The organism is Guyparkeria hydrothermalis (assembly GCF_023555375.1).
In the GTDB taxonomy this organism is placed as follows: domain Bacteria; phylum Pseudomonadota; class Gammaproteobacteria; order Halothiobacillales; family Halothiobacillaceae; genus Guyparkeria; species Guyparkeria hydrothermalis.
Window position 1 is genome coordinate 166,866 of record NZ_JAJSEE010000007.1, and the last position, 15,556, is coordinate 182,421.

Sequence of the window (15,556 nt, forward strand, 5' to 3'; positions counted from 1 at the left end):
GCCGGCGGTGATGCTATCCTTGCCGACCGAACTTGACGAGCCTGAATGCGCCAATGTCCGACGCGATCGATACAACCTGGCACGACCTGATGCAACCGACCGGCCACGCATCCACCGGCACGATCCTGCTGACCGACCTGCCCGAGCGGCGCGTCATCGAGGTGGCCGGCACGGAGGCGCGCGCCTTCCTGCACGCGATCCTCACGCAAGACATCAACGCGGTGAGCGACGAGGCCGCCTCCTTCTCCGCCCTGTGCACCGCGAAGGGACGGGCACTCGGATTGCTGCGTATCGCCGCGCACGACGACCGCTTCCACCTCATCACGCGTGCAGAACTCGCCCCGGGCCTGCTCAAGCGCCTGCAGATGTACGTCCTGCGCCGCGACGTGCAATTGTCGCTCGCCGACGACCAGGCCGCGATGGGCATCATCTGGCCGGGTGAGACCCGGTCGTCCGATTGCCCGTTCGACGACGCCGAGGCCTGCGCGGCCATCGAACGACTCGCCCAGGCCGACCCAACGCCGGGCCGCTGGCCGACGGTCGTGGACGCGCGCGGCTGCCTCTATCTGCGCGAGGACAAGGGCACGAGCCACGGCATGCGCGTTGCCGTTCACGGCCCGACCGAGGCACTCAAGGCGATGCTCGGCACCGCCCCGGACAGCAGCGCCATCGTTGCCAGCGACCATTGGGAACGCGCCGAAATCGAGGATCGCATCCCGGAGGTAACCGGCGAGACGGCCGAACACTTCGTGCCGCAATGGATCAACCTCGACGAGCTCGATGCCTTCAGCCTGAAGAAGGGCTGCTATCCGGGTCAGGAAGTCATCGCCCGGATGCATTACCTCGGCAAGCCCAACCGGCGCCTGTTCGCCGGCCATGTGCTCGGGCTTGCCGCGCCGGCAGCCGGCACGCCGGTGAAAAACGACCGTGACGAGACCGCCGGCGAGGTCGTTCGCAGCGCCCCGCTGCCGGACGAGTCGGGCAGCCTGGTGCTCACCGTGATCAAGCTCAAGCACCTGCACGATTCCCTGAGCATCGACGGGCTGGCCCTGAGCCTCGACCCGCACGACACCATCGAGGGCGGCAGCGACCGGGCCGGCGCCCGGCACTGACCCCACCCCAAATCACACGCAACGAAATCAAGCCCATGACTGACAACCGTCCCGAATCCAGCCCGACGGCCGACCAGCCGCTGGTCGTCGGCAGCCGTCGCTTCACCTCGCGCCTGCTGACCGGCACCGGCAAGTACAAGGACATGACCGAAACCCGCGAGGCCACCGAGGCCGCCGGGGCCGAGATCGTCACCGTGGCGATCCGTCGCAGCAACATCGGCCAGAACCCCGACGAGCCCAACCTGCTCGACGTGCTGCCACCGGAGCGATACACCATCCTGCCGAACACCGCCGGCTGCTACACCGCCACCGAGGCGGTGCGCACCTGTCGACTGGCGCGCGAACTCCTGGACGGGCACAACCTGGTCAAACTCGAGGTGCTCGGCGACGAGAAGACCCTCTACCCGGACATCACCAACACCCTGCTCGCGGCCGAGACCCTGGTCGAGGACGGCTTCGAGGTGATGGTCTACACCTCCGACGACCCCATCGTCGCCAAGCGACTCGAGGAGATCGGCTGCGTCGCGGTCATGCCGCTGGCCGCGCCGATCGGCTCGGGCCTGGGCATCCAGAACAAGTACAACCTGATGACCATCATCGAGAACGCCGAGGTGCCGATCATCGTCGATGCCGGCGTCGGCACCGCGTCGGATGCGGCCGTGGCCATGGAGCTCGGCTGCGACGGCGTACTGATGAACAGCGCCATCGCCCACGCGAACAACCCCGTGCTGATGGCCTCGGCGATGAAGAAGGCGATCGAGGCCGGCCGCGAGGCCTTCCTCGCCGGGCGCATGCCGAGAAAGCGCTACGCCAGCGCCTCCTCGCCCGTCGACGGCCTGTTCTTCTGATCCCATGAGCGAAACCAGCCAGAAAAGCGACGGCTTCCGGCGTCGCATCCGCTCGTTCATCCGCCGCGAGGGTCGACTCACGCCCGGCCAGCAGCGCGCGCTCAACGAGCTGGGGCCGAAGTACCTGATCGAGGCCGAGGGCCCGCGGATCGACCCGGCCGAACTGTTCGGCCGGACCGCGCCACTGACCCTGGAGATCGGTTTCGGCAACGGCGACAGCCTGGTCGAGATGGCCGCCAAGGACCCGGAGCAGGACTTCATCGGCATCGAGGTCCACCGCCCCGGCGTGGGCCACCTGCTCAACGGCATCGAGCACTTCGGCCTGACCAACCTCAAGGCCGTCTGCGGCGACGCCGTGCCGTTCCTCGAGCAGCGCCTGGGCGAGCAAAGCCTCGACCGACTGCTGCTCTACTTTCCCGATCCCTGGCACAAGAAGCGCCATCACAAGCGCCGCATCGTGCAGACGCCATTCGCGGATCTCGTCGCCACCCGCCTCAAGCCCGGCGGGCTGTGGCACCTGGCCACCGACTGGGCCGAGTACGCCGAACACATGCGCGAGGTGCTCGACGCCCACCCGGCCTTTACCGCCGAGCACGAGGGCACGGGCGAGAACGCCCGGCCCGACTGGCGCCCGCGCACCAAGTTCGAGCGGCGCGGCGAGGAACGTGGCCATCAGGTGTTCGACCTGCTCTACCGCCGCCGCTAGTCGGGCATGAGTCGCGACCCCTCACTGACCCTGCCGCTGGGCCGCGAGGCGCTGGTCATCCGGCGCCGCTACGAGACCGCCGTACTGGCGAACGATTTCCTGATCGGTCTGTGGTTCACGCTCGGCAGCGTCGCCTTCCTCGTTCCCGACTACGAATCGGTCGGCGCCTGGGTCTTCGTCATCGCCTCGCTGCAGTACCTGGTTCGCCCCAGCATTCGGCTGGCTCGGAACATCCATCTGCAGCGAATTCGGCGTCGCCAGGCCGTGTCGGCCAAGACACCCTGAAACTCAGCAGGTGCTCGGCTCAAGGAACGCAGAGCGGTATGGCATTCGTGCAGCCTTCCCCAAGGCCCGGCAACCGCGCCATTCCGGGCCGGTTCGATAGGCAGCAACTTGTTCCCGGTGCCGTAAACCCATATTATCGTGGGCTTTCGTTTGCCCGGCGAGTCTCGTAGCGCGACCACGATTGCGCTCCTCTCCGGCCTACCGACCGAATTGCACCGCTTTTCCACGTTTCGTTTTATTGCTTTCCAACAGGAGGGACCATGTCCAAGAAGCATCCCGTTGTCGCGGTTACCGGCTCGTCCGGCGCCGGCACCTCGACCGTCAAGACCGCCTTCAATCACATCTTCCGTCGCGAGAGCATCTCGCCGGTCGTGATCGAGGGCGACAGCTTCCACGCACTCAACCGCAAGGACATGCGCGAGCGCATGGCCGCCGAGGCCGAGAAGGGCAACAACTTCTTCTCCCACTTCGGCCCCGAGGCCAACCACTTCGACAAGCTGGGCGAGCTGTTCAAGAGCTACGGCGAGTCGGGTTCCGGCAAGAAGCGCTACTACCTGCACAGCGACGAAGAAGCCGCCGAGCACAACGCGCGCCTGAACACCAACCTCGGCCCGGGCGAGTTCACCCCCTGGGAAGACATCCCGGCCGGCTCCGACCTGCTGTTCTACGAAGGCCTGCACGGCCTGGTGAAGACCGATGACGTCGACGTCGCCCAGCACGTCGATCTGGGCGTCGGCGTCGTGCCGATCGTCAACCTCGAGTGGATCCAGAAGATCTTCCGCGACAACGCCGAGCGCGGCTACTCCGCCGAGAAGATCGTCGACACCATCCTGCGCCGGATGCCGGACTACGTGAACTACATCACCCCGCAGTTCTCGCAGACCGACGTCAACTTCCAGCGCGTGCCGACCGTCGACACCTCCAACCCGTTCATCGCGCGCGACATCCCGACCCCGGACGAGAGCGTGGTCGTGATCCGCTTCCGCGATCCGGACGAGTTCGGCGTCGACTTCCCGTACCTGCTGCAGATGATCCCGCACTCGTTCATGTCCCGCTACAACACCATCGTGGTGCCGGGCGGCAAGATGAGCTACGCGATGGACCTGATCCTGACCCCGCGTATCCATCGCCTGATCCAGGAACGCGACGCCTAAGCGTTCACGGATTCGCCGGAACGAAAAAAGCCCCCGCCGGCTCTGCGCCGCGGGGGCTTTTTCGTGTCCGCGACGGATCAAACCGTCCGGTGAGCCGACTTCAGGAGGGGGAATCGTCTCCGTTGCGCGACGTGGTCACATCCGCAGGGCCGTCGAAATAGCGGTAGCGGTCCCGACCGGCGGCCTTGGCCTCGTACATGGCCGCATCGGCGTGGTTGACCAGTGCCTCGGCATCATGCCCCTGCTCGGGGAAGACCGCGATGCCGATCGACACGCCGATCGAGACCGACTCGCCGTCGAGGTCGAATGGCTGGGTGAGCACCTCGATCACCTTGGCGGCGACCTGCCCGGCAAAGCGCGGCGCGGGCAACCCCTCGAGCAGGATCAGGAACTCGTCGCCGCCCAGGCGCCCCACGATATCCTCGTGGCGCAGCAGGCGTTGCAGGCGGCCGGCGACCTCGCGCAGCAGCCGGTCGCCCATCGCGTGGCCGAGCCGGTCGTTGACCTCCTTGAAGTAGTCCAGGTCGAGGAACAGCACCGCCAGGCGCGTGTTGTCCTGGCGCGCCCGGGCCACCGCCTCGCCGATCCGATACTTGAGCGAGGCCCGGTTGGGCAGGTCGGTCAACGAATCGTGGTGGGCCTGATGGCGGATCTGCTGCTCGGCCACCTTGGTCTCGGTGATGTCGTTGAAGATGTGGATGAAGTGGCTGACCCGATCCTGCTCGTCGGTCACCTTGCTGATGGTCTGCAACGCGGTCAGCCGCTCGCCACGTCGATTGCGGTAGTCGAGCTCGCCCTGCCAGCTGTGTTCGCGATTGAGCCGCTGGCAGATGCGCTCCAGCTGCTCGCTTTCCTCGTCATCGAGCTGGAACAGGTCGCTCATCGGCCGCCCCATCACCTCGTCGGCGCTGAAACCGGTGATGCGCGTGAACGCCGGGTTGACCCGCAGGATGCGATGGTTGGGCGAGGTGATCATGATCGCCTCGCCGGTGCCCTCGAACACGCTGCCGGCCAGGCGCAGCTCACCGGCCGAGCGCTCGAGCTCCTCGGCCTGCTCCGACAGGCGTTGCAATACCGGACGCAACGCCCGCGCGGCCAGCCAGGCGACCAGCGGCAACAGCAGGAGCACCACGCCCAGCGGCCAAAGCAGGCGCGCGACCACCGGCTGGTAGAAGCTCCAGAAATCGGACTCGATCAGCAGCAGGCAGCGACCGCCGCCGACCGGCGTGTGGAACAGCACACGGGCCTCGCCATCCAGCTCGGGCCAGACCACGCCGGGACCGGTTGGGTCGATCCGCGAAAGCTCGCCGGCGATTGTCTCGCGCGCCTTCTCCATCTCCAGCCCGGTGCCGTCGGCGTTCACGCCCACGAGTCGCTCGCCGCGGTAGTCGAGCAGAAAACCGCGCGCGGAGGGCTCGAGTGTGCGCGCCCGCTCGAGCAGGCTGACCAGGCTATCGACCTCGAAGAACAGCACGTCGGTGCCGAGCCGCTGGCCGTCCTCGGCCCAGATCGGCGCGACCGTGCGCCAGACGATGCGGTTCTCGAACCGCACCAGCCGGCTCTGCACATCGCCAAGCTCGTCGAGGACCGTGTGCTCCGGCACCTCGGCGGTCACGCCCTCGTCGACGATCTCCTCGCCGAACGGCCCGAGCCGCTTGATGCCCACCAGCGCGGCCGAGGTGCCCAGCGCATCGGCCAGCCGCGGGGCGGTGTACTCGGTGAGCGATTCGATCGACATCTGGCCGTCGACGTAGGCCTCGAGGCGGCGGCGGATTTCCGTGCGGCTGGTGACCTGGCGGGCGATACCCTCGTAGCGCTGCACCAGGTTGTCGAGTGCCGCCCCCTGCGCCTGGATACCCATCAGGGTGCTGCGCTCCAGGCCCTCGCGCGAGGACTGGTAGATGGGCACGGCGGTGACCAGCGCCACCAGGATGCCGCTGACGAGGATACCCAGCACGGCGAGCAGCATCGCCTTGCGGCGGATCAGTCGGACGGCATTGAGCTCGGGCATGGGCCGGGGGACTCCGGTCGACATCGGCCACCCGGCGCCGGGGGCTCGATTGGGCGGCGGGGAGAGCGCAAGCAGCAGCGTGCGCGCAACGGCGGCAATTATCCCAGAAAGCCGTCCCCGTAACCACCGGCGCGGGCGGGACCACGCCGCTCAAGCCCATGAAAAGTGCGGGGAATCGTGTTGATCGATTGCCTTGGGCTCACCCCTCGCCCCGGGACGAGGCCCGGAGTGCCTCGCGCCACGACTCGGCCTGCTCGCCGATCACGGCAGCCCGCTCGGCATCGATGCGCTCGACGTGCTTCCATTGCAGCGCGGTGCGCGGGTGACGAGCGAAGCGCTCGCGGTGGCGCAGCAGGAAATCCCAGTAGAGGGTGGTGAACGGGCAGGCCGACTCGCCCACCGCCTCACCCGGATCGAAGCGGCAATGCGCGCAGTAGTTGCTCATGCGCTGGATGTAACGCCCCGAGGCGACATAGGGCTTGCTCGCCATCACCCCGCCATCGGCGTACTGCGACATGCCGAGCACGTTGGGCAGCTCGACCCACTCGACCGCGTCCACGTAGACGGCCAGGTACCACTCGTGGACCGCCTGCGGGCGCACGCCCAGCAACTGGGCGAACAGGCCGGTGACCATCAGGCGCTGGATGTGATGGGCATACCCGAGGCGCAACGTCTGGCCGATCGCCTGGTCGAGGCAACTCATCGGGATGGGCTCGCCGTCGGCCATCCGTCCGCGCCAGTAGAAGGTGGGCAACGGCTCGTCGGCCTCGAGTGCATTTCCCCGCGCGTAATCGGGCATGCCCCACCAGTAGAGCCCGCGCACGAATTCGCGCCACCCCAGCACCTGGCGGATGAACCCCTCGGCGGCGGCCAGCGGCATGCGCCCGTCCCGCCAGGCGGACTCCACCGCCTCGATCACCCGTCGCGGGTCGATCAGCTTGAGGTTGAGCGCGGCCGACAGCCGCGAGTGGTACAACCAAGGCGCATCGGTCCACATGGCGTCCTGGTAGGCACCGAACGCGTGGCCGCGCTGCTCGATGAAATCGACCAGCGCCTGCTCGGCCTGGGCCGGGGTGACCGGCCAGTCGAAGCGTGACAGCGCGTCGTGATCCTGGCCGGGGTGGTCGAGGAATCGCGCCTGCACGAGATCGATCACCTCACGCGTGACCCGGTCGGGCGGGAAGCGGGCCGGCTCGGGCATCAGCCCCGGACCACGGGCATCGAAGGACTGCCGGTTGGCGGCATCGAAATTGAACTTCCCGCCCACCGGCTCGTCGCCGTCCATCAGCACGGCAAACCGGCGCCGCTGGGCCCGGTAGAAATGCTCCATGCGCAGGGTCTTGCGCCCCGCCGCCCAGTCGGCAAACCACGCGTCATCGACCAGGAAATGCCGATCGCCACGCGCCTCGAGCGGGACACCGGCCTCGCTGACCACCGCCGCCAGGGCGTCGCGCAGCCGATACTCCCCCGGGCACACCCAGATCACCCGTTGCGGGGTCCAGCGCTCGATCGCCTGGGCCAGGGCAGCCTCCAGCGTGGGCAGGTTGTCGTCCTCGGCCGTGGCGGGCAGTTCCCGGTAGTCGACCCGCCAGCCATCGATCCGGCGGTCGGCGGCAAAGTGCCGCATGGCCGACAGGAACAACGCGATGCGCGACTGGTGCGACCAGACGTGACACGCCTCGTTGGCCACCTCCGCCATCCAGATCACGTCGCACGAGGGATCGGCGCCGTCGAACAGCGCGCTGTCGGGGTTGAGCTGATCACCCAGCACGACCAGCAGGTGTCTAGCGGTCATGTGATCTCCTATCGCGACGACAGCGTTCCGAGCAGTAGACGACACGCGCCCAGTCCCGCGCCCACTTGCGCCGCCAGGCAAATGGTCGGTTGCACACCGGACAGACCTTGCTTGGCCGGTTGACGGGCTGATTGCGTGCCTGCCGCGCCATCATCCCGGCCACCTGACGGGCACCACGCGCGTCCAGTCATTGCAACAACGAGGGTGCGGGCCTCGCCGGGGGACGGCGAGACAGGTCGGATCGAGCGAAACAACGGGTCGAAACATGGCGGGGCAAATTTCTGTGCAAAACCTGTACAGAGTTTATACACTCTAGCCGTAATCTGCCGAATGCCCGGAGACCCTGCGTGACCCAGACCAGCCCCTTCGTTCCCCCCACCGCCCAACCGCTCGATATCGCCGTGATCGGCTCGGGCATCGCCGGCTTGGGCTCGGCGTGGCTGCTCGGCCAGCGCCACCGGGTGACGCTGTTCGAGCAGAACGACTACATCGGCGGTCACACCCACACCCACCTGGTCGATGACGGTCGCGGCGGCGGGGTGGCGGTCGACAGCGGGTTCATCGTCTGCAACCGCCCCAATTACCCGCACCTGTTCGGCCTGCTCGAGTCGCTCGAGATCGCGACGCAGCCCACCGACATGTCCTTCGGCATGAGCATGGACGCCGGGCGTCTGGAATACAGCGGCGACAACCTCGACACCCTGTTCGCGCAACGGGCCAACCTGCTGCGGCCGAGCTTCCTGCGCATGGTCAGCGAGATCCTGCGCTTCAACCGTCTGGGCAAGGCGGCACTCGGCGATGACTCGCTCGGCACGCGCACCCTGGGGCAGTTCCTCGAACACCATCGCTTCTCGCCGCGACTCGCCGAGGACTACCTGCTGCCCATGGCCGCGGCGATCTGGTCCTGCCCGACCCGGCAGATGCGCGCCTTCCCGGCACGAAGCTTCCTGCAGTTCTTCGACAACCACGGCCTGATGAACGTGGCCGACCGCCCGCAGTGGGAGACGGTCGTGGGCGGCTCACGCCGCTACGTCGAGCGGATGCTGGCCGAACGCCGCTTCGAGGCACTCACCGCCCATCCCGTCACGCGGGTCGAGCGCGACGAGACCGGCGTGACCTTGCCCGAACACGGGCGACGCTTCGATGCCGTGGTGATGGCCGGGCACGCCGACCAGACGCTCGCCGCACTCGACCGGGCCGACTCGGCCGAGACCGGCGTGCTCGGCGCGTTCCGCTTCCAGGAAAACCGCGCCTTCCTGCATCGCGACATCGCCCTGATGCCGACGCGCCGCAAGGTCTGGTCGAGCTGGAACTACCTCGGGCGGCGCGATGCCGACGGCGAACGGGCCGTGGCCGTGACCTACTGGATGAACCGCCTGCAACGGCTGGAGTCGGCCCACGACTGGCTGGTGACGCTCAACCCCTTCGAGCCGCCCCGCGAGTCGCTGATCGAGCGCGAGATCACCTACCACCACCCGGTCTTCGATGCCCGCGCCGTGGCCGCCCAGGCCGAGCTGCCGGCCCTGCAGGGCCACCGCCGCACCTTCTACGCCGGCGCGTGGACCGGCTACGGCTTTCACGAGGACGGGCTCGCCTCGGCGGTGGCCGTCGCCCGCCAGTTCGGCGTGCCGATTCCCTGGGAGGACACCACCTCGACTGCCTCCTCAGGCGACCCATCCAGCAGCCCTGGGACGGAGGCGGCGTGACCTCGGCGCTCTACCAGGGCTGGGTGATGCACCAGCGGTTCACGCGGGCCCGCTACCGCTTTCGCTACCGCGTGTTCTCGCTCCTGGTCGATCTCGACGATCTCGAGGCCGGCTTTCCCGACCAGCGCCTGCTCTCGCACAACCGCTTCAACCTGTTCTCCGTCCACGACCGCGATCACGGCCCGCGCCGCGACATGCCGCTGCGTGACTGGATCACGGCCACGGCACATGCCCAGAGCATCGACATCGAGGGCGGCAGGATCCTGGTCTCGGCCTACCCGCGGGTGCTGGGTTACCAGTTCAACCCCCTGACCGTCTGGTACTGCCATGACCGGTCCGGCGAGCTGGTCGCGATCGACTGCGAGGTGAGCAACACCTTCGGCGGGCACCACCACTACTTCCTGCACGACCACGGCCGGCCGCTGGAAAAGCCCTTCCGCGCGCAGGCTGACAAGGTGTTCCACGTCTCGCCGTTTTTGCCCATGAACATGCGCTACCACTTCCGGCTCTCGCGCCCCGGCGAGCGCCTGGGCGTGGCGATCCGCGAGACCGAAGTCGACAGTGATGGCGGCGAGACCCTGACACTCGTCGCCACCCACACCGCCCAGCGCCGCCAGCTCACCGATCGCCGGCTGATGCTCGAGGCGCTGCGCATCCCGTTTCTCACCCTCAAGGTGATTGGCCTGATCCACTGGCAGGCCCTGAAAATCTGGCTCAAGGGCGGACGCTTTCACAAGAACCCGCCACCACCGGCATCGGAGGTCAGCTCATGCCCATCGTCCAAACACGGAACCTGAGCCCCGTCTCGGGCTCCACGGCCGGCGAGCGACCGGCCGAACACGCCCTGCCATTGAGCGCGCGCTGGGTGACCCATTTGCTGGCCGACATCCGCATCGGCCGCGTCCGGGTCACCACCGATGACGGCGGGTTCGCCGAGTTCGTCGGTGCCGAGCACCCCGAGCTTGCCGCCAGCTGGCACCTGCACCACCCGGCCCGCCTGTTCTCGCGCATCGCGCGACTGGGTGATATCGGCATCGCCGAAGGCTTTATCGAAGGCGACTTCACCACCGACGACCTGACCAGCCTGCTCGAGATCGGCGCACGCAACGTCGAGGCGATCGGCCACGACCTGCGCCCGGGCTTCTGGGCGCGACTCGGCCACCGCATCCAGCATGCCCTGCGCGCCAATCACCGCCGCGGCAGCCGGCGCAACATCGCCGCGCACTACGATCTCGGCAACGACTTCTATCGCCTGTGGCTCGACGAGTCGATGACCTACTCCTCGGCCCTGTTCGCCGAACCCGACGAGTCGCTGGTCACCGCCCAGCAACGCAAGTACGACCGATTGCTCGACGGCCTCGGGGCCAAACCGGGCGACCGGCTGCTGGAGATCGGCTGCGGCTGGGGCGGGCTGGCCGAGACGGCCGCCCGGCGAGGCCTGCACCTCGACGGACTGACCCTGTCGACCGAACAGCTCGCCTGGGGCCGCGAGCGACTGGCCGCCGCGGGCCTGGATGACCGCGCCCGCCTGCACCTGACCGACTACCGCGACCAGGGCGGCCGGTTCGATCACATCGTCTCGATCGAGATGTTCGAGGCGGTCGGCGAGCGCTACTGGCCGACCTTCTTCCAGACGGTATACGACCGGCTCAAGCCCGGCGGCCGCGCCGCCATCCAGGTGATCACCATCGACGAGGACGCGTTCGAGGCCTACCGCCGCGAGCCCGACTTCATCCAGCTCTACATCTTCCCCGGCGGCATGCTGCCCTCGGTCGAGCGCTTCCACACCGGCGCCGAGCGGGCGGGGCTGACCGTGCGCGAGACCCAACGCTTCGGTCACGACTACGCCCGCACGCTGGCGCGCTGGCGCGAGCGCTTCGACGCCGTCGAGCCGCAGCTCGAGGCCCTGGGCTTCGATCACCGCTTCCGCCAGACCTGGCGCTACTACCTCGCCTACTGCGAGGCCGGCTTCCTCGCCGACCGGATCGACGTCGCCCAGGTCATCCTGGAACGCCCGTGAACACCCGCGCGAGCACCGCACCACGACTGAGCCTGTGGCAGGTGCTCGCCTACGGCGCCCCCGGCCTGCCGCTGGCGCTGATGGGCATTCCGCTCTACGTCTACCTGCCGCCGTTCTACGCCAACGAGCTGGGGCTGGGCCTGGCCGCCGTGGGCACCGCCCTGATGCTCACGCGTCTCTGGGACGTGATCACCGACCCGGTGGTCGGCTACCTCTCCGACCGCATCCCCGGGCGCCATCGGCGCAAGTGGCTGATGGGCGCCGGCATGCCGCTGTTGATCGTCTCGCTCTGGTTCCTGCTGCGCCCGGACGACGACGTCGGGCTGTGGCATCTCTACCTGTGGGGACTGGCCGCCTTCCTCGGCTGGACGCTGATCCAGCTGCCCTACACCAGCCTGGGCGCGGAGGCCGACCCGACCCCGCACGGGCGCACCCGCCTGGCGGCCGGCCGCGAAGGTCTGGCCCTGGTGGGCACCGTGCTGGCCGCCGCCCTGCCCATCCTGCTCGGCAGCGAGGCCCCGGCGGACGTGCTCACGGCGGTGTTCTGGCTGATGGCGATCCTGCTGCCGGCAGGCTTCTTCGTGATGGCGGCAAGCACGCCCGAACCGGCGATCCATCGCCCACTGGTCGACTGGCGACACGGCTGGCCGCTGTTGAAACACAACCGGCGCCTGCGCGGGTTGCTGGGTGGGTACTTTCTCAACAACCTGGCCAACGGCATCCCCGCCGCGCTGTTCCTGATGTTCGTCGCCGACCGGCTCGGCGCCCAGAACTGGCTCGGCTGGCTGCTGCTCCTGTATTTCGGTGCCGGCATCGCCGCGCTGCCGGCCTGGACGGCGATCGCCCGACGGATCGGCAAGCGCCGCGCCTGGGGCGCATCGATCCTGCTCGCGGCGATCAGCTTCTCGTTCGCCCCGTGGCTGGGCAGCGGTGACGTGGCCTGGTTCGCCCTGATCTGCGCGGTCTCGGGCCTGAGCCTGGGGGCCGACATGGCATTGCCGGCCTCGATCCAGGCCGACATCGCCGGGATCGACAGCGACGAGGGCGGCGGCGATCGGGCCGGGCTGTTCTTCGGCCTGCTGGGGCTGGCGACCAAGCTCGCCCTGGCGGTGGCCGTGGGCGTGGGCTTCGGGCTGTTGTCGCTGGCCGGCTTCGAGGCGGGCGACAGCGACACCACCGCCCTGGCCGTCACCTACGGCGCCCTGCCGGTCGTCTTCAAGCTCGCTGCCGCCTGGCTGGTCTTCCGACAGCTGACCGATACCGAATCCCACCTGCGAGGTACCACCCCATGATCCGACACCTCACCGTGGCGAGCGCGCTCGCCCTCACCCTGCTACTCACGGGATGCAGCAGCATGAAACTCGAGCAGTTCCAGGGCACCACGCCCGCCTTCGATCTCACCGGCTACTTCGAGGGCCAGACCTGGGCGCACGGCATCTTCGAGAGCCGCGGCGGCGAGATCAAGCGCCAGTTCCGCGTCGAGATCGACGGCTACTGGGAGGGCGAGGAATTCGTCCTCGACGAGGATTTCGTCTACGACGACGGCGAGACCGACCAGCGCACCTGGCGCATCACGCCCACCGGCGAGGGGCGCTACGTGCTGCGCCTGCCCTACGGGGATTCGACCATCGACGTGGCCTTCGACGACTGGATGATCCGCCGCAGCGAGAACGTGGTGATCAACCGCGCGACGGTGACCAAGTTCGGCATCCGCGTCGGCGAGGTGACGCTGTTCTTCACCAAGACCGATCCGGACGGGGAGGCATCGTGATGGGCCGCTTGGGGCTGATGGTGGCCGGCATGGCGCTGCTGATCGGCACGTCATCCACCGCGTTTGCCCGGGATTTCCCGACGGAACGCACGCTCGGCGAGTCCCCACTGGTCCTGCAGGGCTCGGGCACGGCCAGCTACATGATCTGGGACGTCTACGACGCGGCGCTCTACGCCCCGGCCGAGGCCGACGAGCAAGCGATCGTCGACGCCGAGGTGCCCATGAGCCTGATCCTCGAGTATCACCGCGACGTCGGGGTCGAGGACATCCGCAAGGCGACCTGGGTGGCGTTGGACAAGCAGTACGGAGGCGAGGCGCGCGAGGCGTTGCGACCGAAGATCGACGCAATCCAGAGCGCCATGATCGACGTGACCGACGGCGACCGCTATCGCCTCGACTGGGACCCGGCAACCGAACGGCTGACCCTGAAACTCAACGACGAGATGCGCTTCGAGTCCGACGACCGCGAGCTTGCGCGGGCCTATTTCGGTATCTGGCTGGCCGAGCCGCCGCTGTCGGACACGCTGCGCACCGCCCTGCTGTCCCGAGTGGACTGACGGCGCGGCGAAGGAAAAGTCGCCGGGGCGACCGGCCCGGCGATCGGAAGGACGCTCAGACCGCGGCCGGCAACGGCTCCTCGACCACCTGCCGGGCCGGCAGGTATTCCCACCAGGCCACGGCCGGGCCGTCGGCGGCCATCGGGCGCAGATACCGGGCGTGCTCGGCTTCCTTGCCGGCGTTGTCGTAGTCCATGCCGTCCTTACGGAACGAGGCGAGGATGCGCTGGCGCGAGATCTCTTCCTTGCCGTCGATCAGCCCGGGGTGGTTGCGCAGCACGAAGTCCGGCTGGAAGAAGAAATAGGTGTAATCGAAGCCGTACGGGTTGCGCGGGTGGTCCTCGGGATAGCAGACACCGAAGGCGGTCAGGAACATGGTCTCGCCGGCCCACTCGAACTTCCAGCCGGGCTTGTCGTCGACCCGCTCGAGGCAGCGCGATCCGGCCGGGTCGATGCGGTTGAGCCCCTCGAGCAGGGTGGCGGTGGTTTCGGCCAGGCGCTCGACCGAACGGCTGAAGGAGGCCGGCAGGCGGAAGGCCAGCCCCTTGAACTTCTCCTTGCGCGCCACCGTCATGAAGCGGAACAGGTCCTCGCCGAACTGGCGCACGTTGGCATCGAAGCCACGCGCCGGATCGTAGTCGCGCGCCCCCCAGTACTTGCCCGACGGGGCGAAGATGCAGCGGGTCTTGTCGACCGCGCCCATGAACTCCAGGTGCGTCGGCGAGTAGACGGGCACGTGCGCCGCCGTCCGAGCGAAACCGGCGCGCACGGCCTCGGCCACCTCGGCGCGCATCACCTGGGCGTGCACCTCGGCCATGTGCTCGGGGAACTGCGCGGCGATCACCGCAAACAGGGTGTTGGTCAGGCTCTGCAGGCTCGCCAGGCCGTTGGCGGGCAGCGACGGGGCCATGGCCGGCGCCCCGTTGTAGAAGCGCAGGGTCGCGGCCAGGTCGGCCAGCCGCTCGGGCAACATCGCCGCCGGGTAGAGCGTGCGCCCCTCCTCGGATTGGCAGGTCTTCAGGGCCTTGTCGGCCTGGACGTAGTAGCGGTGGGCCGTCTCCAGCACCAGGAACGAAAGCAGGGAGAGATCGAGGTCATCCGCGGCGCGCGGTGACAGCCAGTCGCGTTCGGCCAGCGACTCGGCCAGCCGGATGGCCGCCGCGTCGTCGAGGGTCGCGCCCTGTTCCAGCGCCCAGCCACCGACCAGCCGACGACCCAGCACAAACTGCTTCATGATGTTCATGGCACGCCCCGTTTTCTATGCTCACCTCTCAACCCACAAGTCACTGATTTGAAACACCAAACCAGCGGCTCGCCATACCCCGCCGCGCCGAGCGGAGCGCGCAATCTACCGGATAATGGCCGTGGGCGCAAAAAAGGGGGCACTACCGGGCCGCACAATCGCGCTAAGCCCTTGCGGACAAACGGGTTTTACCCAAGGGAAGGTCGGTACGAATGCCATGCCACTCTGGCTTGGCGAGTCGTTCGTGATCAAGGCGCGATGTCGCCGGCGTGCCGGTGGCCACGTCAAGGCATCGCAACGCGGAGCATGGGCGACCCGGAACGGCGTGCCAGCGGCACGCCGCAGCCC

The 15,556-nt window shown here is 68.2% G+C and carries 15 protein-coding genes; 11 read left to right on the forward strand and 4 right to left on the reverse strand.

Translation table 11 applies throughout. The features are described from left to right. Nucleotides 1-53: 53 nt before the first annotated feature. From ygfZ to LV475_RS10150, 5 genes are all read left to right on the forward strand, one after another. Nucleotides 54-1,112: a CAF17-like 4Fe-4S cluster assembly/insertion protein YgfZ gene (gene ygfZ / locus LV475_RS10130; protein ID WP_156227597.1), complete on the forward strand. Its 1,059-nt coding sequence runs from the start codon at nt 54-56 to the stop codon at nt 1,110-1,112. A 35-nt stretch (nt 1,113-1,147) separates the two neighbouring features. After that, entirely contained in the window at nt 1,148-1,960 is an 813-nt protein-coding gene (locus tag LV475_RS10135) for a thiazole synthase (RefSeq protein ID WP_136866754.1), read from the forward strand. Between the two features lie 4 nt (nt 1,961-1,964). Further along, a complete protein-coding gene (gene trmB / locus LV475_RS10140; protein WP_136866755.1) occupies nt 1,965-2,666 on the forward strand; it encodes a tRNA (guanosine(46)-N7)-methyltransferase TrmB in 702 nt (233 codons plus the stop codon). 6 nt (nt 2,667-2,672) lie between these two features. Continuing rightward, entirely contained in the window at nt 2,673-2,951 is a 279-nt protein-coding gene (locus tag LV475_RS10145) for a YrhK family protein (RefSeq protein ID WP_136866756.1), read from the forward strand. A gap of 260 nt (nt 2,952-3,211) precedes the next feature. After that, a complete protein-coding gene (locus LV475_RS10150; RefSeq protein ID WP_136866757.1) occupies nt 3,212-4,105 on the forward strand; it encodes a phosphoribulokinase in 894 nt (297 codons plus the stop codon). Nucleotides 4,106-4,205: 100 nt separating this feature from the next. Here LV475_RS10150 and LV475_RS10155 read toward each other — a convergent pair whose 3' ends face one another. The 3 genes from LV475_RS10155 to LV475_RS10165 form a co-directional block, all read right to left on the reverse strand. Further along, nucleotides 4,206-6,116 (reverse strand): sensor domain-containing diguanylate cyclase, encoded by a 1,911-nt coding sequence (locus tag LV475_RS10155; protein WP_250106243.1) that lies wholly within the window; start codon nt 6,114-6,116, stop codon nt 4,206-4,208. Nucleotides 6,117-6,315: 199 nt separating this feature from the next. Further along, the gene (locus tag LV475_RS10160; protein ID WP_250106244.1) at nt 6,316-7,911 is read right to left on the reverse strand and encodes a cryptochrome/photolyase family protein; all 1,596 of its coding nucleotides are present in this window, start codon (nt 7,909-7,911) and stop codon (nt 6,316-6,318) included. Then, nucleotides 7,901-8,065, reverse strand: a complete 165-nt coding sequence (locus LV475_RS10165; protein WP_347709487.1) for a DUF2256 domain-containing protein — start codon at nt 8,063-8,065, stop codon at nt 7,901-7,903. The genes LV475_RS10160 and LV475_RS10165 overlap by 11 nt, the downstream gene beginning before the upstream one ends. Before the next feature lie 193 nt (nt 8,066-8,258). On the opposite strand from LV475_RS10165, the gene LV475_RS10170 reads away from it, so the two are divergent. Genes LV475_RS10170 through LV475_RS10195 form a run of 6 tightly spaced genes read left to right on the forward strand, consistent with a single transcriptional unit; the run spans nt 8,259 to nt 13,965 of the window. Further along, the gene (locus tag LV475_RS10170; protein ID WP_156227589.1) at nt 8,259-9,617 is read left to right on the forward strand and encodes an NAD(P)/FAD-dependent oxidoreductase; all 1,359 of its coding nucleotides are present in this window, start codon (nt 8,259-8,261) and stop codon (nt 9,615-9,617) included. Then, nucleotides 9,614-10,414, forward strand: a complete 801-nt coding sequence (locus LV475_RS10175; protein ID WP_250106245.1) for a DUF1365 domain-containing protein — start codon at nt 9,614-9,616, stop codon at nt 10,412-10,414. Before LV475_RS10170 ends, LV475_RS10175 begins: the two co-directional genes overlap by 4 nt. Further along, entirely contained in the window at nt 10,387-11,637 is a 1,251-nt protein-coding gene (locus LV475_RS10180; RefSeq protein ID WP_250106246.1) for an SAM-dependent methyltransferase, read from the forward strand. Before LV475_RS10175 ends, LV475_RS10180 begins: the two co-directional genes overlap by 28 nt. After that, the gene (locus LV475_RS10185) at nt 11,634-12,929 is read left to right on the forward strand and encodes an MFS transporter (protein ID WP_156227583.1); all 1,296 of its coding nucleotides are present in this window, start codon (nt 11,634-11,636) and stop codon (nt 12,927-12,929) included. The genes LV475_RS10180 and LV475_RS10185 overlap by 4 nt, the downstream gene beginning before the upstream one ends. Next, nucleotides 12,926-13,408 (forward strand): DUF3833 family protein, encoded by a 483-nt coding sequence (locus LV475_RS10190; RefSeq protein ID WP_250106247.1) that lies wholly within the window; start codon nt 12,926-12,928, stop codon nt 13,406-13,408. Before LV475_RS10185 ends, LV475_RS10190 begins: the two co-directional genes overlap by 4 nt. Beyond that, nucleotides 13,408-13,965, forward strand: coding sequence for a chalcone isomerase family protein (locus tag LV475_RS10195; RefSeq protein ID WP_247709491.1), 558 nt, complete (start codon nt 13,408-13,410; stop codon nt 13,963-13,965). Before LV475_RS10190 ends, LV475_RS10195 begins: the two co-directional genes overlap by 1 nt. 55 nt (nt 13,966-14,020) lie before the next feature. Here LV475_RS10195 and LV475_RS10200 read toward each other — a convergent pair whose 3' ends face one another. After that, the gene (locus LV475_RS10200; RefSeq protein WP_156227579.1) at nt 14,021-15,208 is read right to left on the reverse strand and encodes a YqcI/YcgG family protein; all 1,188 of its coding nucleotides are present in this window, start codon (nt 15,206-15,208) and stop codon (nt 14,021-14,023) included. Nucleotides 15,209-15,556: the final 348 nt, after the last annotated feature.

Bases quoted from the DNA above. Each gene is read 5' to 3' on its own strand.
- trmB (WP_136866755.1), top strand. From the start codon at position 1,965: ATGAGCGAAACCAGCCAGAAAAGCGACGGCTTCCGGCGTCGCATCCGC.
- LV475_RS10190 (WP_250106247.1), top strand. From the start codon at position 12,926: ATGATCCGACACCTCACCGTGGCGAGCGCGCTCGCCCTCACCCTGCTA.
- LV475_RS10155 (WP_250106243.1), bottom strand. From the start codon at position 6,116: ATGCCCGAGCTCAATGCCGTCCGACTGATCCGCCGCAAGGCGATGCTG.
- ygfZ (WP_156227597.1), top strand. From the start codon at position 54: ATGTCCGACGCGATCGATACAACCTGGCACGACCTGATGCAACCGACC.
- LV475_RS10150 (WP_136866757.1), top strand. From the start codon at position 3,212: ATGTCCAAGAAGCATCCCGTTGTCGCGGTTACCGGCTCGTCCGGCGCC.
- LV475_RS10165 (WP_347709487.1), bottom strand. From the start codon at position 8,065: ATGATGGCGCGGCAGGCACGCAATCAGCCCGTCAACCGGCCAAGCAAG.
- LV475_RS10160 (WP_250106244.1), bottom strand. From the start codon at position 7,911: ATGACCGCTAGACACCTGCTGGTCGTGCTGGGTGATCAGCTCAACCCC.
- LV475_RS10195 (WP_247709491.1), top strand. From the start codon at position 13,408: ATGGGCCGCTTGGGGCTGATGGTGGCCGGCATGGCGCTGCTGATCGGC.
- LV475_RS10180 (WP_250106246.1), top strand. From the start codon at position 10,387: ATGCCCATCGTCCAAACACGGAACCTGAGCCCCGTCTCGGGCTCCACG.
- LV475_RS10200 (WP_156227579.1), bottom strand. From the start codon at position 15,208: ATGAACATCATGAAGCAGTTTGTGCTGGGTCGTCGGCTGGTCGGTGGC.
- LV475_RS10145 (WP_136866756.1), top strand. From the start codon at position 2,673: ATGAGTCGCGACCCCTCACTGACCCTGCCGCTGGGCCGCGAGGCGCTG.
- LV475_RS10135 (WP_136866754.1), top strand. From the start codon at position 1,148: ATGACTGACAACCGTCCCGAATCCAGCCCGACGGCCGACCAGCCGCTG.